The following is a 21,037-nucleotide window of genomic DNA, read 5'->3' as shown; positions in this document are numbered from 1 at the left end:
ATATTCTAACTAAATATACTATTGACCCTAAAAATCCCTTTTCTAAAAGGGATTTTTTGTTTTATAATCTTTTCAAAACAGAACCTTATTTACTTTACTATGGCAAATAATTCTTAAACTAATAAAAAATAAATCATAATCTACTTGCCTATCTACTAATAGGTAGTATATTTGTTTTTCAAATTTATTATCATGACAACACGAGAAACAATTATAGAAAAAGCAGATAATTTTATTAGAGACAAAGGGTATAACGCATTTAGTTTCAAAGACATTTCTAATGATATAGGCATCAAAACAGCTTCTATTCATTATCATTTTCCAACAAAATCAGATTTGGGAGTAGCAACAATAAAAGAGCATGTTGTCAGATATGAAAATTTAAAGCTAAAAGTTATCAACGAAAGTCCGTTGGTAAAACTTGAAGCTTTCCTTGCGATTCACTCTCAAATAAAACTGGAGAATAAAATTTGTATTGTTGGTTCCTTATCTACAGACTTAAATACGCTCGACGAAACTATAAAAACAGAATTACAAATATTTGTCACACTCGTAATTGAATGGATAACTGAGATCTTAACAGAAGGAAAAGAACTCAAAATATTTGATTTTAAAATTAGTCCACGAACAAAAGCATTAATGATAATCACCAATATGGTCGCAATCGTGCAACTATCTAGAGTTACAGGTCAAGATGATTTTGAAGCTGTAAAAGAAACTATATTAACAGAATTAAGACCTAAGAAATAATGAAAAGAGTTGTAATAACAGGATTAGGAGCTGTAACTCCTATTGGAAATAGTGTATCTGAATATTGGCATTCGCTAATAAATGGTGTTAGCGGCGCGGCAGAAATAACCAAATTTGATACCTCACAATTCAAAACCAAATTTGCATGTGAAGTAAAGAATTTTGATCCTCAGCATATTTTTGAAAAAAACGAAATTCGCAAATATGATCTTTTTACCCAATACGCATTATATGTAACGGATGAAGCTATTAAAAATGCTAATATTGATTTTGATTCTTTAAACAAAAATAGAATTGGTGTTATCTGGGGTTCCGGTGATGGCGGTGTTTCTACTTTTGAAGAACAAATAAGCGAATATAAATTAGGAAACGGAATACCCCGATTTAGTCCGTTTTTCATCCCTAAAAGAATTATTAATATTGCCTCTGGAGCAATTTCTATTAAATATGGACTTCGCGGAATTAATTACACTACGGTTTCTGCCTGTTCTGCAAGTAATACCGCAATTATAGATGCCTTTAACTACATCCGTTGGGGCAAAGCTGATATGATTATTAGTGGTGGTTCTGAAGCTTCCATTACAGAATCTTCTATTGGTGGTTTTAATGCATCAAAAGCATTATCTACTTTAAATGATGATTTTACCAAAGCCTCGCGTCCTTTTGATGCAACAAGAAATGGATTTGTTTTAGGCGAAGGTGCCGGTGCGATTATTTTAGAAAGCTACGAACATGCGATAAAAAGAAATGCTGTGATTCTTGCCGAAATTGTTGGAGGAGGTTTAGCCGGCGATGCCTATCATCTAACGGGAACACATCCTGATGGCCAAGGTGCAATTCTAGGGATGGAACTTGCTCTAGAAGAAGCTCAAATTATGCCAGACAAAATCGATTACATTAACGCTCACGCTACCTCTACCCCAACCGGAGATTTAAGTGAACTTAAAGCAATGGAAAAAGTATTCGGAATAAATCCCAATGCCAATATAAGCGCAACAAAATCAATGACCGGGCATTTACTTGGAGCTGCCGGAGCTATAGAAGCCATTGCTTGTATCAAAGCCGTTCAGCAAAACATAGTTCCGCCTACCATAAATACCAAAACAATAGAAACTGAGTTTAAAGACAAATTTAATTTAACTCTTGAAAAAGCACAGCCACGAATCGTAAATTATGCTATGAGCAATACTTTTGGTTTTGGAGGACATATTGCCAGCTCAATCTTCAAAAAATTTACAGAATAGTTCATCGCTTCACATAATTAAAGTATGAAATCCCTTTCTCTAAAGGGATTTTTTGTTTTTTAACATTTTCCCGACAACGTTACTTTATTATAATTATTGTGTTTGATTATGTTAATTATATAAACTTCTAAAAAAGTTGTGTAAGATTTTCTCTGTACTTCTAAACTAATTTTAAGTTATAATAATCAAGGGGTATACAACCTTTTAAACCGTTGATTTTCATGCATTAGCTTTAACTTAAAAATATAGTATTTTGATACTTACTCTAAAAAATACATTCACAGAAATAGGAAACGCAACAGTGTTTGCAAAGCAGTTTTTTAAGGAGGTTTTTATTCCGCCTTACGAAACAAAAGAGTTTTTGAAACAATGTTATGTTATTGGCTATAAATCATTACCGCTGGTAGCTATTACCGGCTTTATTATGGGTTTGGTACTTACACTACAATCCAGGCCAACCTTAGTAAAATTTGGAGCAGAATCCTGGTTACCGGGTATGGTCGCTCTTTCTTTAATAAGAGAAATTGCTCCTGTGATTACAGCTTTAATTTGTGCAGGTAAAATTTCATCAGGAATTGGTGCCGAATTAGGTTCTATGAAAGTAACAGAACAAATCGATGCCATGGAAGTTTCTGCCATCAATCCTTATAACTATTTAGTAGTAACAAGAATATTAGCCTGTACCTTGATGGTACCTCTATTAGTATTTTTTGCTGATGCGGTAGGTATTATTGGCGGATATGTAGGTATCAATATTCACGGAGATGTAAACTTTTACCGCTACCTGACCCAAATCCTGCAATCACTCGAATTTTTAGATTTAATTCCCGCAACCGTTAAAACATTCTTCTTTGGATTTTTTATAGGAATGATTGGCTGTTATAAAGGATTTAATGCTTCTAACGGAACCGAAAGTGTTGGTAAAGCAGCAAACTCTGCAGTAGTAACCGCTTCGTTAACCATTTTTATTATTGATATGGTTGCTGTACAAATAACCGATTTATTTTTTTAAGATGATTAAGGAAAAAGAAAATATAGAAAAAGATAAAGTTGCTAAAACCAAAAAGCAAGATCCTATTATTGTCATTAAAGACTTGCATAAAACTTTTGGTAAAGACAACAAAGTCCTGCAAGGTGTAAATCTTACGGTAAACAAAGGCGAAGATTTAGTAATATTAGGACGTTCCGGATCAGGAAAATCGGTAACGATAAAATGTATTGTGGGGCTAATTGAACCTGATAAAGGCGAAATAAAAGTTTTTGATGAAAATGTACTGAACCTTACAAAACCGGAACTCAATGAAATTAGAGTCCGTATTGGATTTTTGTTCCAAAGTGGCGCTTTATACGATTCAATGTCGGTTCGCGAAAATCTGGCTTTTACATTAAAAAAACACAAGAGAGATTTAACTCCGCAAGAAGTTGAAAGTGAAGTAATGGAAGCCCTGGACAATGTAGGGCTGAGTGATGCAATTGATAAAATGCCTTCTGAATTATCAGGCGGTATGCAAAAACGAATTGGCCTTGCCAGAACTTTAATCCTTAAACCGGAAATCATTTTGTATGATGAACCCACAACAGGATTAGATACGATAACCTCTCGTGAAATAAGCGAATTGATTCTGGATATCAAACACAAACGCAAAACAACATCAATCATTATTACCCACGATATGGCTTGCGCCAAACTGACCGCCGACCGCATTATGGTTTTAAAAGACGGTGTAATACATGCCGAAGGAACATACGAAGAACTAGAAAAAGACGAAGACCAATGGGTCCGTTCTTTTTTTCAATAATACTAAAAATAAATAATTAGAAATCATGGATAAGCAATCTGGATATACTTGGAAATTAGGAATGTTTGTAACAATAGGTTTATTGCTTTTTATAATGGCAATTTACTTTATTGGTAAACAAAAAAATCTTTTTGGATCAACATTCAACATCACATCACAGTTTAAAACCGTAAGCGGTTTAGAGGTGGGAAATAATGTTCGTTTCTCAGGAATTAATATCGGAACAGTCGAAGAAATTCAATTAATAAACGATTCTTCGGTTGTAGTGAGAATGGTCATTAAAGATGAAGTTCGTGAATTTATTAAAACAGATGCCCGCGCAAGTATTGGTTCTGACGGATTAATGGGTGATAAAGTACTGACTATTTCTCCAGGAGTTAAATCTACAAAAGTTATAGAAAATGGTGGTGCAATTGCTTCGGTAAACGGAATTGAGATGCAGGATTTAATGAAAAGCGTGAAAAAAAGTGTTGATAATGCTGCTGTAATCACCGATGAACTTGCGATTTTTAGCCATAGTATGAATACCGGAAATGGTGCTTTGGCACGATTAGTTCGTGATGATAAAATGGCCAACAGCGTTTCCAATACCCTTTCGAACTTAGAATCAGGTACAAAAGGTTTTAGCGAAAATATGGAAGCCGCAAAAAGCAACTTCCTGCTTAAAGGTTACTTTAAGAAAAAAGAGAAAGAAAAAGAAAAGAAAAAAGAGGAAATAAAAGAGCAACAAGAAGAACAGCAGAAAAAGGCAGAAAAAGAGAAAGAAGAAAAGGCTAAGGAAGAAAAAGAGAAAGCTGAAAAAGCCGAAAAAGAAAAGGCTAAAGCAGAGAAGGAAAAAGCAGAGAAAGCCAAAGAAGAAAAAGAAAAACTGGAAAAACAAAAAGCCGAAGAAGCTAAAAAAGCTGAAAAAGGAAAATAAAAAATACCTCGTTTGTTTATTCTATGAGCCCTATTTTAAAATCGATCCATGTAAATTATATGGAATAAATTAAAATACAATGAAAACCTCACATAAAAATATAAGCCTGAAAATCTTAAAAGTAACAGGAATAGTAATAGCAAGTATCTTGCTATTATTGTTTTTGATACCCTTGCTATTTCCCGGAACCGTTGCTGCAGAAGTAAAAAAAATCGCCAACGAACGATTAGACACTAAACTGGATTTCTCAAAATCCAGACTTTCGTTTTTTACACACTTTCCTTCCCTGACTGTTTCTCTGGATGATTTGTCCATGACAGGATCGGCCCCCTTTAGCAATGATACTTTACTACAAGCAGAACAGGTAGCCTTTGGTATCAACCTAAAGAGATTGATTTTTAATAATGAAGTAAAAATTAATAAATTATATGTTTCTAAAGCCTTAATCAATATAATGGTCAACCAAAAAGGACAGGCCAATTATAATATTTATGTGGCTCCGGAAGATCGTGATAAAAAACCGGACGATCCTAATGCCCCCGAAGAAGGAACTGCCATTCGACTCGAACGAATTGATCTTGAGGACTGTCATGTAAAATACAACGATCGTTCAGCCAAAATCCTGGTTGATGCAAAAGGTTTTAATTATGTTGGAAAAGGAAATTTGAGTGAAGATATTTTTGATTTGAATACGGATGCCCAAATCGATAATGTCGATTTCTATTACGACCGAACCGCTTATCTTAGAAAAAAAGAAGTTCGTGCTGATTTAATTACCCGAATTAATACTCATGCACTTTCGTTTATTCTTCAAAAAAATGAATTACGAATCAATAAATTACCCTTAAAATTTACTGGTTTATTTACCATTTTAAGAGATGGATATAAAATTAATATCAAAGCGGCATCTGAAAATACTACGCTTAAAGATCTGTTTTCTGTAATGCCTCCGGAATATTTAACCTGGATGAATGAAACCGAAATCTCAGGCAATAGTGATTTACTATTTACTTTTAAAGGAAATTACAATGTTGCCAAAAAACAAAAACCCGATTTAGCTTTTAATTTAAAAATAGACAAGGGCGCGATCAATTACCAAAATGCTCCTGCCCCGCTTACCGATTTTCAGATGAATCTAAATGCTGTTCTACCTTCATTAGATATCGAAAAATTATTAATAAATCTGGATACTTTTAAATTTAAAGTAGGCCAAAAAGACTATTTCAACGCTTATTTACACAGCAAAGGTTTTAACGAAATGACTGTCGATGCAAGCGTAAAAGGAGATTTAGACTTAGCTACAGTTGATGCTGCTCTGGGTTTAAGCACTATTGATCTAAAAGGAACCTTAAAAACAAACATTCAGGCCAAAGGAGTTTTTAGTACTTCGAAAAAATTATTCCCTAAAACAATTGGCGGAATTTCATTGCGCAACGGCTGGCTAAAAACCGACTCGTATCCTAATCCTATAAAAGACATCACTTTTGTAGCCAATGTGCTCAACAAAGCCGGAACTTTTCAGGATTTGATTGTGGCTGTTGCTCCTGCATCCTTTGTTTTTGAAGGAAACCCAATGTATGTAAATGCAACCTTATCTGATTTTAGTGATCTGGCTTACAATGCCAAAATAAAAGGAGAGTTAAACATTGGACGAATTTATCAGGTTTTCTCTCAAAAAGGACTTGATGTAACGGGTTATGCAAAAGCAGATCTTTCGCTCAGAGGAAAACAAAGTTATGCCACAAAAGGGCAATATGAGAAACTGGATAATAGAGGAACTATTATTTTAAAAAACATCAAAGCTACATCAGAACTTTTCCCGAAAGCTTTTTTTATCAAACAAGGAAACTTCCGTTTTCAGAATGAGAAAATGTGGTTTGAAAAATTTGATGCTTTTTACGGAAAATCAGATTTTGCCATAAACGGATATTTACTCAATACCATTAATTACTTTCTCGAATCGCACGGAACCCTAAGCGGGGATTTTAAAATGAAATCCAAACTGATCAATGTGGATGAATTTATGGCCCTTAAAAAAGGTGAAAACACAGATCGTAATCTTGAAGTGGAATACGCCAAAGAAGATCACCCAAAAATGAGCGGAGTGGTTATTGTACCCAAAAACCTAAACGTTGCACTTACCGCAAATGCAGATAAAGTAGAGTATAACGGACTGGTTTTAAACAAACTTCTCGGTAAAGTCGGAATGACAAAAGATGGTTTTTATTTAGAAAATGCCAATTTTAATATTATCGATTGTTTAGTAGGGGTCAATGCTACATACAAAGATGAATCGCCAACATCTGCGCACTTTGATGCTCATTTTACGGCCAAAGATTTTAGCGTTCAGAGAGCTTACAAAGAAATTCCGATGTTTCATGATATGGTAACTGCAGCAGAAAATGCACAGGGAATTATTTCTGTAGATTATAAAGTAAAAGGCGATTTAGACGGAAACATGAGTCCAATTTATGCCTCTCTTGAAGGTGGGGGAAAATTGAATTTACGTGATGTAAAAGTCAAAGGATTAAAGTTATTTGATGGCATTAGTTCTCAAACCGGACAAAAAGGTTTGAACGATCCTAATTTGAAAGGAATCGAAATCAATTCCACTATCGATAATAATTTAATTCATATTGAAGGTTTCACCTTTAGCGTGGCTGGTTTTAGACCTACCATAAAAGGAACCACAAGTTTCGACGGGCTTTTAGATTTACGTATGCGATTGGGTTTACCTCCTTTTGGTATTATCGGATTTCCAATTGTTATTACCGGAACACATAAGGATCCTAAAATTAAAATCTTTAGTAAAACAGGCCAAAAAATTTATGACGCCGTTTATGATGAAAAACACAACAAAGTGATTCGCAAAGAAAAAGTAAGTAAACGTAAAAGTTAAATTCAAATGAAAACTAAAAAACAAAAGAAAGGCAGTTCTTTCGAAAAGTTTGCAACCCACGTTTCTAAAGCAGCAGGAAGTACAACCGCTTTTATAGGTGCATTTTTAATTGTAGTAGTTTGGGCAGTTTCAGGACCTATTTTTGATTACTCCGAAACCTGGCAGCTGGTCATTAATACCGGAACAACAATTATTACCTTTTTGATGGTTTTCCTTATTCAGAAAGCCCAAAACAAAGATTCACTTGCGATTCAATTAAAATTAAATGAATTGGTGGCTTCAAATGAATATTCCAGCAACAGTCTGGTTGATATTGAAAGTATGACCGAAGAAGAAATGATAATAGTTCAGAAATATTATCATAAACTTAGCGAGTTGGCCAAAAAAGACGAAAGCATCAGAAATTCACATTCTATTGCAGAAGCCTCTGAACAGCACGAACGCAAAGACAAAAACAGAACTAAATTACGCACCCGAAATATAACCAAAAAATGAAACTACGTTCCTCTGAAACTTTCTGGCCTTTAAAAAGTGCCATGACATACAGTTATCCGTCTATTGATTCAGATCATACTACCGAAATTTTAATTATTGGCGGAGGAATTACCGGAGCCTTAATTGCTTATAAATTAATCTCCGAAGGCAAAAAGGTCATACTAGTTGATCGCCGCGACGTGGCTAACGGAAGTACTGCCGCAAGCACCGCCCTGCTCCAATATGAAATCGATGTGCCGCTGCATCAACTCATAAAAATTAGAGGTACAGAATGCGCTGTGGACAGTTACAAAAATGGAAAAAAAGCCATTTTTGATTTACGAACTATTATAGACACCATAAAAAGTGACTGTCATTTCGAGTTTAAAAAAAGTATTTATTACTGTTCTTTAAAAAAGGATATTCCGTTTTTAAAGAACGAATTTAAATGCCGAAAAGAACACGGATTTGATGTTAACTGGCTCGAACGATGGGATCTTGAAAAAATGGGCTTAAATGCCATTGCAGCGATAGAATCTAAAACTGCAGCGGTTATGGATCCTTATAAACTTGCCAATGACTTGCTGCATTACTGCAAAAAAAAGGGAATGCTTATCTATGACCGTACCAATATTACCTCGATCCACCATCAAAAAGCAAAATCTATTGCCCATACCGAAAATAAATTCACCATCACCGCAGAACATATTATTCATTGCAGCGGTTACGAAAGCACCGAAACACTAGCCGAGAAGGTAGTAGACTTAAAAAGTACGTTTGTCATTGCCTCAGAGAATTTAGAAGTTTTACCAGCAGGCTTTAAAAATGCCATTTTTTGGGATACTTCTTCACCCTATTTGTATTTTAGAGTAACCGCAGATAACAGGATTATAATGGGCGGCGGCGATGAGGATTTTAAAGATGCAAAAAAACGTGATAAATTATTGCCTAAAAAAGAGCAATATCTTTTAAGGCATTTTAAGAGAAAATTCCCCAAGATCGATTTTAAAATTGATTATTCCTGGGCAGGAACTTTTGGAGAAACCAAAGATGGCTTACCTTATTTTGGAAAACCAGACCCCAACAAAAACGAACACTACGTTCTGGGCTTTGGAGGAAATGGGATCACCTTTAGCGTTATAGGCATGAACTCGATTATGGATTCTATTAATAATAAAAAGAATCAGGATTTAGAGTATTATCGTTTTGGGAGATAAATAAGATTCTAAGTTGCTAAGTCTCTAAGTTTTTTTCTTAGCAACTTAGCAACTTTTTTAAACAATTAACTCCATCTGAATATTGCAACGTTTATAAGGTGTTGCTAAACCATATACTCTCTGGAAACCTAATTTGTAATACAAGTTAATGGCGGGTTTCAGGATCGTATTACTTTCCAGATATATTTTGTTTGCCCCCAGTTCTTTGGCCGTGTTTACGATTGCCTGACCTAATAAAAAGCCAATATTTTTTCCCTGGGCTTTTGGCGAAACCGCCATTTTTGCCATTTCAAAATCATAGTTGGAATCCTTCATTTTAATAAGTGCACAAACTCCTACGGGTTCATTACGGTACAAAGCCACCAGAATTTTTCCGCCCTTGTTTAAGATATATTGCTCAGGATTGTCTAAAGCTTTATAATCAGCTTCTTCCATTTCGAAGTAAGTCGAAATCCATTCTATGTTTAAGGATTTGAAAGCTTCGAGATACTGAGGTTCGAATGCTACAATTTGCACATCCTGGCTTTCGCGCTTTTTCTTTGCTTGGTTTACTCTTTTAAAAAGGCTTTTTTGTTCTAATAGAAACTCCCATTCTTCCAATGCTGCCCAAAGATTGTGTTTTGATTCGGTTATTAAGCTGTCAACTGCTGCTTCTACATCTTTTAATTGTAGTTTTAATTCTTTTGAAAATTCCCATCCTTGCGCTGTAAGACCCACAATATTTCTACGCTTATCACTGCTTTTCAGGCTTTCTTCTACCAATCCGGCAGTGATCATTTCCTGAATAATTTTACTTACCGATGGTTGCGAATGACCAATTTCGTTGGCAATTTCTGTAATGGTTATTTCCCTTTCATCCATAAGGGTATAAAAAACAGGAAACCATTTTGGCATAAAAGTCATACCATAAGCCTCATATATTTTGGCAGCATCATCTGTGATAATTGCCGTCATTAAACGTAAGCGACTTCCTAAAGCCACCTTGCCTACTTTGTCGAAAAATTCCATATATAATCAATTACATAACTAATTATACAAATGTATATATTTTTTACATAGCAAGGTTCTAAGTTGCTAATAATCTTCCTTTTTTTGAAATACTTAAAAATAAAAGAAACTATTTTATGAAAACGAGTCTCATAGCCCTGATGGTAATGGAAATCATTTTGTAGTGATGTTTAGCACAAAAGACTGAAACAGATCACAGGACTCGATCAAAGCCAATAGACAAAGTAAGCAGCTCCTAAAGAAAATTATAAACATAAAAAAAGAAGCAGATGTATGTCTTAATATAATTGTTTGCATGTCAAAAAACTTAGCAACTCAAAATCTTAGCGACTTAGCAATTTTTAATCAAGCTGTTATAGCCAGTGGATTCAAATTGAATTTATATTCTTTTGGGCTGCAATTGAATTTTTGTTTGAATATTTTTGAAAAATAGCTTCTGCTGGTAAAACCAATACAATAAACGATTTCGGATATATTAAGATCAGAAGTTCTGATTAAGATTTCAGCTTTTAGAACGCGCATGTGGGTAATATAATCGTTAACGGTTCTGTTGTGTATCAGTTTAAAACCTTCCTGTAATTTGTTTGGCGATAAACCTGATTTTTTGCTTAGGGATTTAATGGTAAAAGCTTCCTCCGGATTGGCTTTGATGGCTTCAGAGAGTTCTTTTATTTCCTCCATTTCGCGTAGCGTCAGGCAATTTGTATCTTTAGAATTCATACTTAAATCGTCTGTATGCTGTTGAATTTCCATTGCCAGGATGATGCGCAGAATTCCTTCTTTTAGAAGATTCCTAACAATTCCGGTTTGAGTAATGGCATTCAATTGTTCGATTTTTTCGGCAATTTTCAGGTTATAAGAACCCACGTAAAAGAAATCCTGAACAGCCTCAGTTTCAAAGAAAGTTTCTTTTACTTTCTGATTCAGAGAATTGTCCGGGTTTTGGTGCAAAACCTGAGTTCCTACTATTATTAAGGTAAATTTTGTTTTTTTTTCTTTTTCGAAAAACAGGACATTATCCTGATTTTTCTTTGAGGTGACAATAGCGGTCTGAAATGTTTTAAATTTTCGCTCTTCGCCAGTAGTGCCAAAACTATGCGACAAACTTCCTTTAGAACAATAGGCAAAATAAACCGGTGATTCTATAGGATTTACAATATCCATTCGAACATCCGAAGCAAAAGTCATATCGAACTGAACGTAGGAAATATTATCATTAAAAGAGGCACCAATTATAGCACCTTTTGCAAAACTATTGTTGGTTTCAAGCGTGTATTGGTCTAAATCAAAAGTTACTTTACCGCCGAAGTTTGTATGTAATTCATCAAAAATATTTTGAATTCTTTCTGTGTTTATAGTAACTATTTTCATCTTGCATGGGATTTAAATTCAACATCATTTTATATAGATTTACAAAAAAAAAGAAAGTCCGTTTTATGGTATAGGATTTCTAAAAATCTACGAATCAAAGTTCGCTCACAAGTCAGCCACGTATGTTATATAATTTTTCTAAATTGTTTTATAATTACTTATGGATGATGTTTTTAACAGTAATTTTTTTTACCTTTCTGCTAGAATTAGTATATCATATATGAAAAGTTTTTCTTTCGCCCCTATAGCCCATAATGATGCTAATGTTTTGATTTTAGGCACAATGCCCGGAACAAAATCATTAGAACTCAACCAATATTATGGCCATAACCAAAATAATTTCTGGAAATTCATGTTCGCGATTTATAAGGAAGACTTTTCGAATGATTACGAAACTAAAAAGGCGCTTTTGCAAAAAAACAAAATTGCCCTATGGGATGTTTTGCAGTTTTGCGACAGGGTTGGGAGTTTAGACAGCGCTATAAAAAATGAGATTGCCAATGATTTCGAAACGTTTTTAGAACAGCATCCCAACATTAAAACCATATTATTCAACGGACAAAAAGCAGCCGCTTTCTTTAAAAAATATGTTCATTTAAAGAAAGATTATCAACTCATCACTTTACCTTCTACAAGCCCGGCAAATGCAAGCAAAAGCTATGAGTCTAAATTAGACCAATGGAAAATTATAAGTGCATTACAATTAGAAAAGAATAAATTTTATGACAATAAAATAACCCGTTAGCCCAAAAAGTTGAAATAATATAACATTTACATTTTAAAATATAACAGCTTTTTTTCACCTCCTGACTAATTTTACCAAACAAATTAAAGCCATTGAAAAAGAGAATGCAGCGTGAGGCTTTTTTTTAACTATAGATACTACTAAGAGAACTTTTAAAAAAGTTTAATTATAAAGAGAACATTGGTTATGTTAGTTTATTTTTGGAAAAAAAGCTATTCTATTTTTTAGGGTAGCTTTTGTTTTTTAATATCACACCATAAACGAAATAATTATGAAAATTCAGACTTACTACAACCATATTCGGTTTTACACACCGCATCATTTTGTTTACTATCCTATTCTTACAATATTTTTGGCAGCAAGTATTTACTTTGCTTTTACCACAAACGATACATTAATATGGTCTTTTATCAGCGTTGTTTTTGTATTTTTATTTTGCCTTGCCTTTATGTTGCGTCAGCATTATGCCCTAATTCTTCAAAACCGAATCGTGCGTCTCGAACTTCGCTACCGTTATTTTACCCTTACCGGAAAAAGATTTGAGGAAATCGAATACAAACTAACCGACGATCAAATTTTCGGCCTTCGTTTTGCTCCGGATGATGAACTATTGCCACTTGTAGAAGATGCGCTGAAAAACAACCTGAGCGGAGATGCCATAAAAAAAGCCATCGTGCACTGGAAAGCCGATTACAATAGGGTTTAACAAATTTTAAATGACAATGGTAATGGCAAAATCAATTTAAATGTCAAAAAATAAAAAGCTCCATTTGATGTTTATTTATACTGTTTTTCTTTTATAATTAAACAAAATATAAATCAAGAAACCTATCAGCCACGCGCCAAAAACAACGCCAAAGAAGATTTCGATAATAGTCGGGTGAAGATATTTTGGTTCATAGAATAATCGCTCCAGAGTATTAAATTTGTCTGTTAGCGCCTTTCTGTCAAAATTATTTCTTATCGCGTTTAAAGGTTCATTGGCATGACTTTGATAAAATCTGACATCTTTCGCCAAATCTTTAGGCATCAGGCTTGTTTCGATTTTGTATTTCCTTAAAAGCGTATCCAGTTGCTTAAAATTATATAGTAACGAATCCTGCTTAATTTTATAAAGCAGCTTGTATCTCTTTACCGCAGCATCATATTGTTGTTTCTCTATCGCAACACCATTTACAGGCTTGTACAAAGCTTTATTTTCTACAAAGATGCAAATATTCTCATCGTAGTCAGGATTTACACGCATACCTTTGTAGATAATTTCAGTACTGTCTTTTATAACATTCTTCTTGATGATACGCTCCAAAAGTTCTTTTTTACCAAAACCAATACTATCCAAAATCGTACTGGTTGCAGACGAAACTTTATTCAAATCCGTCGTTAACATCTTCAAAGTATCAATGCTATAATAATTCGTTTCGGTAATATAATTATCGTTCTGAATCATCACACTGTCAACAACCTCCATAACTGGATATGGTTTTGGATATAAAATATTAAGCGGATTAAATAATTTCTCTGAACTATACGACGTATAATTATACAAAAACGGACGTAAAACATTTAGTAAAGTTTTGTCCTTATTAAGTTTGTATTCAGACAATTCCGTTCTCATCTTAGCGTTCATTCCAAAACTATAACTAACAAAAAATGAAAAACTAAAGAACGAAATCAGCAATAATAAAGCTCCTATTTTAAGCAGATTTGTAAAAGAATAATTTTGTTTCGAATGATTTTTAAGTAAAAAAATCAGAAAGAAAAGCAAAAACAAACCCGTTATAAAAAAGTGGGAAATAGAGACATCATCATAAAACTTAAACCTGTAAAACTCAGTATAAATATCGATATTCCCAATTCCTTCAAACTTAAAATAGCCATATAAAAAATAGCCCAGATGAATCAATAATAGTACTACGAAAGACTTTACAAGGTATTGTTTTAATTTTTTATCCATAATTGTTTTCAGATTTACACTCAAATATAGAGAATCCATTTTAAAAACAAAACCTTTATTACTTCGCAATTAAAACTTTACAAATACAAAACTTAGAACTTATAAAACTTAGAACTTATAAAACTTAGTCATTTAGAACCTTTAAAAAAGTTGGGCTTATCACCATTCGATAAGAGGGCAAATTTACTTTGCCCTAGAGTCACTCTTATCAGTACGCTATTGAACTATCCGCGCTACTTTGGTAGCTTGCTCTAATCTATCAGGCGACTCACGTGTGCGAGAGATGTTTTTGCCAAACATTTTCCTGGAAACAAAAGGATTCTAAATAAACTAGAGCTAATTATTTAGATTGATTACCTGTAGAGACAACACCCACAAAAAACATAATATACTGATATTCAGATAAATTATTCAAATTATAAACTCTAAAACGAAAAATGAATGATTTTTTTTGTTAACTTTAAATGTTAAAATTTTATCAATAAAATCTAAAAATAAGTCTCATGAAAAAATTATTTTATTTTTTGATAGTTTCCCTCTTCTTCACTACAATTCAGGCTCAGACTACTGCCGAGATAATGGTAGAAAAACCTTTACCTACATTACAAAATAATTCAGAGGCTCCACCCCAGGATTATGATCCAGCAGATTTAACATGGCACGGCCGACGATTTAAAGTAACTGCCGGTGTTTTTTTTCCCACCAATAATACACAGGTAGAAGTGGGAAGTAATAATGGTGATTTTGGAAACATGATTGATTTTGAAAAAGATCTTGGATTTAACAAAAATACCACATCATTTGCTGGTGCATTTGAATGGAGAATTTCAAGAAGATCAAGACTTGGTGCAGAATACTTTTATTTGAAAAGAACCGCCAGCAAAACCCTTCAAAAAGAAATAGAATTTGGTGATCATACCTATCCTGTAAATGCGAGAGTTTCAGCTTTTATGGACAACCAAATTTATCGAATTACCTACGGATACGCTTTTGTATCTAAACCCAAGTACGAAATTGGGGCACTTATAGGGGCGCACATCATGCTTGCTGATGTTGGGATAAAACTAGAAGGAGTTACTGCTGCAGTAGAATACAGGGACGATTTTGATTTTACTGCACCTCTTCCTGATCTGGGACTTTGGACAGAAATTGTATTAGCAAAAAAATGGGGACTCTATGCCAATGTCAATTACTTCGCCATTAAAATAGACAATATCGACGGACGTATTTTAAGCTATAATTTATCTGTATTGTATAATGTCTACAAAAACTTTAGTTTAACAGCGGGTTACACAGGCTTAAACATTCGGGTTGATGCAGAAAAAGAAAGACTAAACGGTTATTTTAAATGGGGATACAATGGCCCAACATTAACTGCAACATATGCCTTTGGAAATCATGTAAAGTTTTACAAACATTAATAAAATCTTAAACCATATAAGATATTATAATTTTTGATTTTAGTTAGATTGTCATGAAATGAAGAAAAAAAACAACCCCAAAGTTCGCTACTATTTTTTCTCATAAAATACTCAGTAATACAAAGTTCGTTTATTGATTTTTCAATCTGACACTTTAAAAATATAACAAACCCGATAACTTTTACAGCTATCGGGTTTATTGCTCAAACTTAAACTTAACTCAAAATAAAACTTACTAACTTATTCTTCTATTGGAGTAAATTTTATAGCTGTTCCTCCTGCAGCTGCCAACTTAAGATCTAATACTGTTTTACTGTTTACTTTTTGTTTTGAAATTCTCACAGGATACGGATTCGTTTTATAATTTGCTCCAGCTCCATCGGCATAGACTTCGGCTTCGTATTCTTTTCCGGCATCCAAAAATGATAAATTTACTTTTAGGTTTCTGGCAAAACTATTGGTTATAGCTCCCAAATACCAGTTTTTCTCGCTCCAGTCTTTTCTGGCAATAGTGGTATATTCTCCTATTTTAGAATCTAAAACTTTGGTATCTGACCAGCTGCACGGAACATCTTTTATAAACTGAAATTCCGGTTTGCCTTCGTAATTCTCCGGTAAATCTGAAGCCATTTGCAACGGACTAAAAATGATAACATACAAGGCCAACTGGTTTGCCAAAGTCGTTTGCACTCTTGCTCCCGAAGGTGTTTTATAATCAAAATTGAAATTCCCCGGTGTATAATCAAACGGGCCGGAAAGCATTCTGGTAAAAGGCAAAGTTGTTAAATGTTCCGGTGTATTTCCTCCATCAACCGACCACGCGTTGTATTCCTGACCTCTTCCGCCTTCTTGTGTCATAAAGTTCGGATAGGTACGCTGTAATCCCGTTCCTTTTATAGGCTCGTGATTGTCGATCATAATATGGTATTTGGCTGCAGTTTCCATTACTTTTCTGTAATGACGTGCTCCGTACTGGCTATCATGCCATTCTTTTTTATCCAGATATTTATTTACATAACCGGTTTTCACGGTATTTACGCCCATTTTTTGATACAATTTAAAAGCATCTTCTAACTGGCTTTCGTAATGTTTTGTAGCTCCCGCCGTTTCGTGATGTCCTATTAAACGAACATTTTTCATAGCGGCATATTTTGTAATTTCTTCAAGATTAAAATCCCGATAGGCTTTTACAAAACTAAAAGAAGAACCATCGGCAGTCCAGTCGCCATCCCAGCCTTCGTTCCAGCCTTCTACCAGAACCCCATCTAAATTGTTTTTCGCAGCAAAATCAATGTATAGTTTTGTATTCTTAGTCGTTGCACCATGTTTTGGCCCTTGTCCCCAGGTGAATTTCTCTAAATGCATTCCCCACCAAATCCCGATATATTTAGACGGTGTAATCCAGGAAAGATCTTCAATTTTCGATGGTTCATTTAAATTCAGCATAATAGTAGATGTCGCCACTTCGCCGGGAGTTTTCCCTACTACAATAGTTCTCCATGGTGTTCTAAAAGGCGTTTGGGCATATACTTTTACACCATTGGCCCACGGCACTAATTCGCTTTTGTATTGTTTGTCATTTGTTTTAAGTAACGTCATTGAGGCAAAATCGGTTAGGTTGGCTTCGTGAATGGCCACAAATAATTTTTCTTTGGTTTCTAAAGTTGCCGGTGTATTGATCGTATCGGTTTTACTCACAGGCGTTTTACGGTAGGTACTCTCATAATAGCTGTTTTCGCGATGCACCGGAATCCACCAAACATCATTATCTGATTTAAAGCTGAATTGCGTGATTTCGTTTGAAATTTCTACTTTTCCTAAATTAGGCTGTTTTGGAAATTCGTATCGAAAACCAATACCATCATCAAAAACCCTGAAAATAATATCAACCAAGCGTTCTTCTCCTTTTGATTCTTTCAAATGCACAATGAGTTCGTTGTGGTGATCTCTCACTTTTTTGAATTCACCCCAAGGCTGTTCCCAGGTTTCATCAGCCGATTTTTCTTCGGTGGAAACCACTTCAAAACCCTCTGTCATTTTTTGGATTCCTTTAAATTCAAATCCTAATAATGAAGGTTCTATAACTGATTTTCCCTTTGATGTTAAACTATATTGCGGCTGACCTGACGGAGTTAATTCAAAAACTAATTCGGTATTTTTTCCGGGAGAACTTATTTTGAATGTTTTTTTAGTACTGCAGGCAACCATCAACATTGATGCTAAAGCGATTAGACAGTATCTATATTTTATGTTTTTCATTATTTAATTGTATTAATTACAACTCTTTATTTAATTTCGTTTAGTAACTGTTTTGCTTTTGCTGGCTGCATCGAGACAAAATAATTAAAAGCCTGATCTAATTTTTTCTGGGCATCTGCATTGCCTTTCTTTTCTAATCTCAGATTGTACATTTTACTGATATCAGGAAAAACAGCCTCGGTACTTTTTACTCCCGCAAATGCTTTTACTTTTTCGATATAGGTATAACCAAATTCTACTGTTGGTTCGAACATTGTTCCTTCTCCAAAGTCATTCCATGTAATTAGTTGCAGGTAATTTAAATTTGCATTTTTAGCCAGAGAAAGTGTTTCATCAAGAGTTGCTCCATTGTTGTGTTCTATTGTCCATCCAATTGCAGCTCCGCCACCACCTTCGGCATAAAAATCTTTAAAACCAGGATAAGCACCTCCCATTGCAACAGCTAATTTTGGTTTGTTATTGGTATAAAAATTAGTCAGATAGGTATTGTTTTTATATACCCAGGCATATTCTCCCGAGGCATTATCTCCCGCATCTACAGATTCGTTCCAGAGCGTTAAAAAAGTAGGTTTTATGGTCAGGGTATTAAAAACGTTGGTCCACTGGGCTGGTGTCTGCAATACAATTGGCCCAAAATTAAGCAGTAATGGTTTTCCGTTTACTTTGATGTAATTTTTATCATCAAAGTAATTTTTCTCCATATAACCTAAATCGGTTTTTGCTGCACTGGTAACTGAAATTGCTTTTCCTGCATCGACAACATTTTTGGTTACGCGGTCTTCATAAACTATGGCATATTCTAATCCCACTTTGTCTAGCATGGCAATAAGCTGTTCTGTGTTTTCTTTTACCATTCGATAATCGTTTACATCAAAAGTACCGTACCAATCGATCAAAACTCCATCGATTCCTGAATATTTCATCAATAATAAATGATTTTCGATCACATTTTTATCGCCTGAATGATATGGGCCAATGAGTGGATAATAGTACGACGCAATTTCTCTGCGATTGTTTGCGCCAATGTTGTTTGGATTTTTATTGGCCATTGTCCAGTGATATCCCCATTTTTTATCGGCACTACTTTCATTTGTTTCAAACCAAGGCATGTAATGAACATAAATTTTGGTGCTATTTGTTTTTTCAATCGCAACAGGTTCAAATGTTTCCGGTTCTGTAGGTGTATCAGAATTTTTATCATCGCTGCTACAACCCGCGGCAACTATAATATTCATGATCCCAAAAAACAATAATGTGATAGATCTTTTCATATTGATATATTATTTATTTTTATTTTTTTGCCACTGATTAAAAGATTAAAAAGATTGTATATAAGCCTGATTTGCTTGCTTATAATCTGTAAAAAACCCACAAATCTGTGGCAAAAATTATTTTTAAAACATGTCAGCCTTCCACGACTAGCCAACACGGAAGACTGACATTCAATAACCTAGTTTACAGGATACCCAGGATTTTGTACTAAATTTTTATTGGTTGTTAAAACTGTACTTGGAATTGGGAAAATCGCTCTGTATTTCTCCGTTGGTCCTTTTTCCCACCATGATCCGAAGAATGTTCCAAAACGGATATTATCTGTTCTTCTTCTTCCTTCAAAAGTGAATTCCTTAAGCAATTCTTTGTCAATAAAAGCAAGGTCTATTACGGTAGGCATTTCTTCTCCTGCACGTGCTGTAATTTGCTGTACAAAAGGTTTTGCCAAATCCGCAGCTCCTAAACGTACATAACACTCTGCCTGCATCATTAAAATCTCGGCATAACGAATTAAAACTAAATCATGATCGCGTTCCCATTGTTCACCGGCTTTCATTTCGTATTTTCCTAAACGAACTCCCTGGTTTTCTTTGGCATCAGCCACACTTGTAACTTCTTCTGTATAGGTTAAAGGCTCTCCGTTATCCATAATAATTACAGAACCTGTAGCTAGGCTAATCTGGTCGCCTACCACCATACATTTTCTTCTTTTGTCTGTAGCAGCAAAGGCTGAATAAACACCCGGTTGCGCGCACATTCCGTTGGCACTCCAAGGATAATCCGTTCCTGAAGCAGAAATGGTTAGTTTATGTAAATAATGAAGCGACATTGAGTTCATATAATTTCCTACTGTTCCTGCTTTTTGATCGTAAGGAATAGAGAAAATAATCTCTGGGGATTTTTCGTTTTCTGTCGCAAAATTGGCAAAGAAATCAGGCGCCAATGTATATCCTGTTACTTTTTGACACATATCGATACAATCCTGCCAGCGCGGCGTACCAATAAAAGCTTCTGAATTTAAGTACAGTCTTGCCAATAGCGAATAGGCTACATTTTTTGTAAATTTAGAATACACCACATTTGAAGTTAAATGCGGAATGGCATCGAGCAATTCTTTTTCTACGAAATCATATACTTGTTTTCTGGTAGAATTTGATGGTAAAGAGGTATCTTCAAAATTCACTACGATGGGCACATTTCCGAATAAATCTAAAAGGTTATAGTAATAATACGCTCTTAAGGATTTTAATTCGGCATAAATTGGCGCTTTTGCCCCAGCTGTCAATGATGATTTATCTACCTGATAAATAATCGAATTGATTTTTGCAATTCCGGTGTAATTGTAACGCCATGCCGATAAAATCATACGGTTATCTGCTTTCCAGGTGTGTCTTTGCGCATCCTGATATTGACCGCCATCGTACCAGTTGGTTCCTCTGGTAGGAATGGTAGCTTCATCTGAAACGGTCTCATTCAAAAAGAATACGTACTCACTGGTTGGGTAATTGGTTGATATACCATCAGAGAAACCTCTTAGGGAAGAATACGCTCCTCCTACTAATGCATCAACTTCTTTTGGAGTTTGTCCAAAATCCCCGTCTTCTACCCTATCATATAAATCTTCATTTAAATCTGTACATGATATCGTAAAAAGCATACTTACTAATAATAATGCTGTTATTTTGACTTTCATTTTTTATATTTT

Annotated in this window: 17 protein-coding genes; 11 read left to right on the top strand and 6 right to left on the bottom strand. The window is 34.5% G+C overall.

Going from position 1 to position 21,037, the window contains the following annotated elements; all coding sequences use genetic code 11:
* Positions 1–192: 192 nt before the first annotated feature.
* The 8 genes from GIY83_RS04270 to GIY83_RS04235 all read left to right on the top strand — a co-directional run bounded on the left by GIY83_RS04270 (position 193) and on the right by GIY83_RS04235 (position 9,302).
* Positions 193–750: a TetR/AcrR family transcriptional regulator gene (locus GIY83_RS04270; RefSeq protein WP_208684998.1), complete on the top strand. Its 558-nt coding sequence runs from the start codon at positions 193–195 to the stop codon at positions 748–750.
* Positions 750–1,994, top strand: coding sequence for a beta-ketoacyl-ACP synthase II (gene fabF / locus GIY83_RS04265; protein WP_208684996.1), 1,245 nt, complete (start codon positions 750–752; stop codon positions 1,992–1,994). Before GIY83_RS04270 ends, fabF begins: the two co-directional genes overlap by 1 nt.
* 253 nt (positions 1,995–2,247) lie before the next feature.
* Positions 2,248–3,006 carry an ABC transporter permease gene (locus GIY83_RS04260; protein WP_208684994.1) on the top strand — a complete coding sequence of 253 codons (759 nt, stop codon included), beginning with the start codon at positions 2,248–2,250 and terminating at the stop codon, positions 3,004–3,006.
* 1 nt (position 3,007) lies between these two features.
* Complete coding sequence (locus tag GIY83_RS04255; protein WP_208684992.1) at positions 3,008–3,793, top strand: ABC transporter ATP-binding protein; 786 nt, start codon at positions 3,008–3,010, stop codon at positions 3,791–3,793.
* Positions 3,794–3,818: 25 nt separating this feature from the next.
* Complete coding sequence (locus GIY83_RS04250; protein WP_208684990.1) at positions 3,819–4,712, top strand: MlaD family protein; 894 nt, start codon at positions 3,819–3,821, stop codon at positions 4,710–4,712.
* Between the two features lie 79 nt (positions 4,713–4,791).
* Positions 4,792–7,611 carry an AsmA family protein gene (locus tag GIY83_RS04245; protein WP_208684988.1) on the top strand — a complete coding sequence of 940 codons (2,820 nt, stop codon included), beginning with the start codon at positions 4,792–4,794 and terminating at the stop codon, positions 7,609–7,611.
* 6 nt (positions 7,612–7,617) lie between these two features.
* Positions 7,618–8,106: a low affinity iron permease family protein gene (locus GIY83_RS04240; RefSeq protein WP_194618303.1), complete on the top strand. Its 489-nt coding sequence runs from the start codon at positions 7,618–7,620 to the stop codon at positions 8,104–8,106.
* Positions 8,103–9,302, top strand: coding sequence for an FAD-binding oxidoreductase (locus GIY83_RS04235; protein ID WP_208684986.1), 1,200 nt, complete (start codon positions 8,103–8,105; stop codon positions 9,300–9,302). The genes GIY83_RS04240 and GIY83_RS04235 overlap by 4 nt, the downstream gene beginning before the upstream one ends.
* 57 nt (positions 9,303–9,359) lie before the next feature.
* On the opposite strand, the gene GIY83_RS04230 is transcribed toward GIY83_RS04235, so the two are convergent.
* The gene (locus GIY83_RS04230) at positions 9,360–10,310 is read right to left on the bottom strand and encodes a bifunctional helix-turn-helix transcriptional regulator/GNAT family N-acetyltransferase (RefSeq protein ID WP_208684984.1); all 951 of its coding nucleotides are present in this window, start codon (positions 10,308–10,310) and stop codon (positions 9,360–9,362) included.
* 345 nt (positions 10,311–10,655) lie between these two features.
* The gene (locus GIY83_RS04225; RefSeq protein WP_208684982.1) at positions 10,656–11,681 is read right to left on the bottom strand and encodes an AraC family transcriptional regulator; all 1,026 of its coding nucleotides are present in this window, start codon (positions 11,679–11,681) and stop codon (positions 10,656–10,658) included.
* A gap of 220 nt (positions 11,682–11,901) precedes the next feature.
* Here GIY83_RS04225 and GIY83_RS04220 point away from each other — a divergent pair, with 220 nt between their 5' ends.
* Both GIY83_RS04220 and GIY83_RS04215 read left to right on the top strand, forming a co-directional pair.
* Positions 11,902–12,426 (top strand): DNA-deoxyinosine glycosylase, encoded by a 525-nt coding sequence (locus GIY83_RS04220; RefSeq protein WP_208684980.1) that lies wholly within the window; start codon positions 11,902–11,904, stop codon positions 12,424–12,426.
* Positions 12,427–12,697: 271 nt separating this feature from the next.
* On the top strand, positions 12,698–13,132 hold the full coding sequence (locus GIY83_RS04215) for a DUF6526 family protein (RefSeq protein ID WP_208684978.1): 435 nt from the start codon (positions 12,698–12,700) through the stop codon (positions 13,130–13,132).
* 75 nt (positions 13,133–13,207) lie between these two features.
* Here the strand turns inward: GIY83_RS04215 and GIY83_RS04210 are convergent, their stop codons facing one another.
* Positions 13,208–14,419 (bottom strand): hypothetical protein, encoded by a 1,212-nt coding sequence (locus GIY83_RS04210; protein ID WP_229029210.1) that lies wholly within the window; start codon positions 14,417–14,419, stop codon positions 13,208–13,210.
* Positions 14,420–14,883: 464 nt separating this feature from the next.
* Here GIY83_RS04210 and GIY83_RS04205 point away from each other — a divergent pair, with 464 nt between their 5' ends.
* On the top strand, positions 14,884–15,801 hold the full coding sequence (locus tag GIY83_RS04205) for a hypothetical protein (protein WP_208684976.1): 918 nt from the start codon (positions 14,884–14,886) through the stop codon (positions 15,799–15,801).
* Positions 15,802–16,041: 240 nt separating this feature from the next.
* Here the strand turns inward: GIY83_RS04205 and GIY83_RS04200 are convergent, their stop codons facing one another.
* The 3 genes from GIY83_RS04200 to GIY83_RS04190 all read right to left on the bottom strand — a co-directional run bounded on the left by GIY83_RS04200 (position 16,042) and on the right by GIY83_RS04190 (position 21,025).
* Positions 16,042–18,060: a glycoside hydrolase family 97 protein gene (locus tag GIY83_RS04200; RefSeq protein WP_208684975.1), complete on the bottom strand. Its 2,019-nt coding sequence runs from the start codon at positions 18,058–18,060 to the stop codon at positions 16,042–16,044.
* A 26-nt stretch (positions 18,061–18,086) separates the two neighbouring features.
* Complete coding sequence (locus GIY83_RS04195; protein ID WP_208684973.1) at positions 18,087–19,331, bottom strand: glycoside hydrolase family 71/99-like protein; 1,245 nt, start codon at positions 19,329–19,331, stop codon at positions 18,087–18,089.
* Between the two features lie 179 nt (positions 19,332–19,510).
* Positions 19,511–21,025 carry a RagB/SusD family nutrient uptake outer membrane protein gene (locus tag GIY83_RS04190; RefSeq protein ID WP_208684971.1) on the bottom strand — a complete coding sequence of 505 codons (1,515 nt, stop codon included), beginning with the start codon at positions 21,023–21,025 and terminating at the stop codon, positions 19,511–19,513.
* Positions 21,026–21,037 lie beyond the last annotated feature (12 nt).

Source organism: Flavobacterium sp. SLB02, from assembly GCF_009664855.1.
Taxonomy (GTDB): Bacteria; Bacteroidota; Bacteroidia; order Flavobacteriales; family Flavobacteriaceae; genus Flavobacterium.
This window is presented reverse-complemented; position numbering and strand designations above follow the sequence as displayed.

Excerpts from the sequence above, each read along its gene's own strand:
- GIY83_RS04270 (WP_208684998.1), top strand. The coding sequence starts at position 193 with ATGACAACACGAGAAACAATTATAGAAAAAGCAGATAATTTTATTAGA.
- fabF (WP_208684996.1), top strand. The coding sequence starts at position 750 with ATGAAAAGAGTTGTAATAACAGGATTAGGAGCTGTAACTCCTATTGGA.
- GIY83_RS04255 (WP_208684992.1), top strand. The coding sequence starts at position 3,008 with ATGATTAAGGAAAAAGAAAATATAGAAAAAGATAAAGTTGCTAAAACC.
- GIY83_RS04250 (WP_208684990.1), top strand. The coding sequence starts at position 3,819 with ATGGATAAGCAATCTGGATATACTTGGAAATTAGGAATGTTTGTAACA.
- GIY83_RS04245 (WP_208684988.1), top strand. The coding sequence starts at position 4,792 with ATGAAAACCTCACATAAAAATATAAGCCTGAAAATCTTAAAAGTAACA.
- GIY83_RS04240 (WP_194618303.1), top strand. The coding sequence starts at position 7,618 with ATGAAAACTAAAAAACAAAAGAAAGGCAGTTCTTTCGAAAAGTTTGCA.
- GIY83_RS04235 (WP_208684986.1), top strand. The coding sequence starts at position 8,103 with ATGAAACTACGTTCCTCTGAAACTTTCTGGCCTTTAAAAAGTGCCATG.
- GIY83_RS04230 (WP_208684984.1), bottom strand. The coding sequence starts at position 10,310 with ATGGAATTTTTCGACAAAGTAGGCAAGGTGGCTTTAGGAAGTCGCTTA.
- GIY83_RS04225 (WP_208684982.1), bottom strand. The coding sequence starts at position 11,681 with ATGAAAATAGTTACTATAAACACAGAAAGAATTCAAAATATTTTTGAT.
- GIY83_RS04220 (WP_208684980.1), top strand. The coding sequence starts at position 11,902 with ATGAAAAGTTTTTCTTTCGCCCCTATAGCCCATAATGATGCTAATGTT.
- GIY83_RS04215 (WP_208684978.1), top strand. The coding sequence starts at position 12,698 with ATGAAAATTCAGACTTACTACAACCATATTCGGTTTTACACACCGCAT.
- GIY83_RS04210 (WP_229029210.1), bottom strand. The coding sequence starts at position 14,419 with ATGGATTCTCTATATTTGAGTGTAAATCTGAAAACAATTATGGATAAA.
- GIY83_RS04205 (WP_208684976.1), top strand. The coding sequence starts at position 14,884 with ATGAAAAAATTATTTTATTTTTTGATAGTTTCCCTCTTCTTCACTACA.
- GIY83_RS04200 (WP_208684975.1), bottom strand. The coding sequence starts at position 18,060 with ATGAAAAACATAAAATATAGATACTGTCTAATCGCTTTAGCATCAATG.
- GIY83_RS04195 (WP_208684973.1), bottom strand. The coding sequence starts at position 19,331 with ATGAAAAGATCTATCACATTATTGTTTTTTGGGATCATGAATATTATA.
- GIY83_RS04190 (WP_208684971.1), bottom strand. The coding sequence starts at position 21,025 with ATGAAAGTCAAAATAACAGCATTATTATTAGTAAGTATGCTTTTTACG.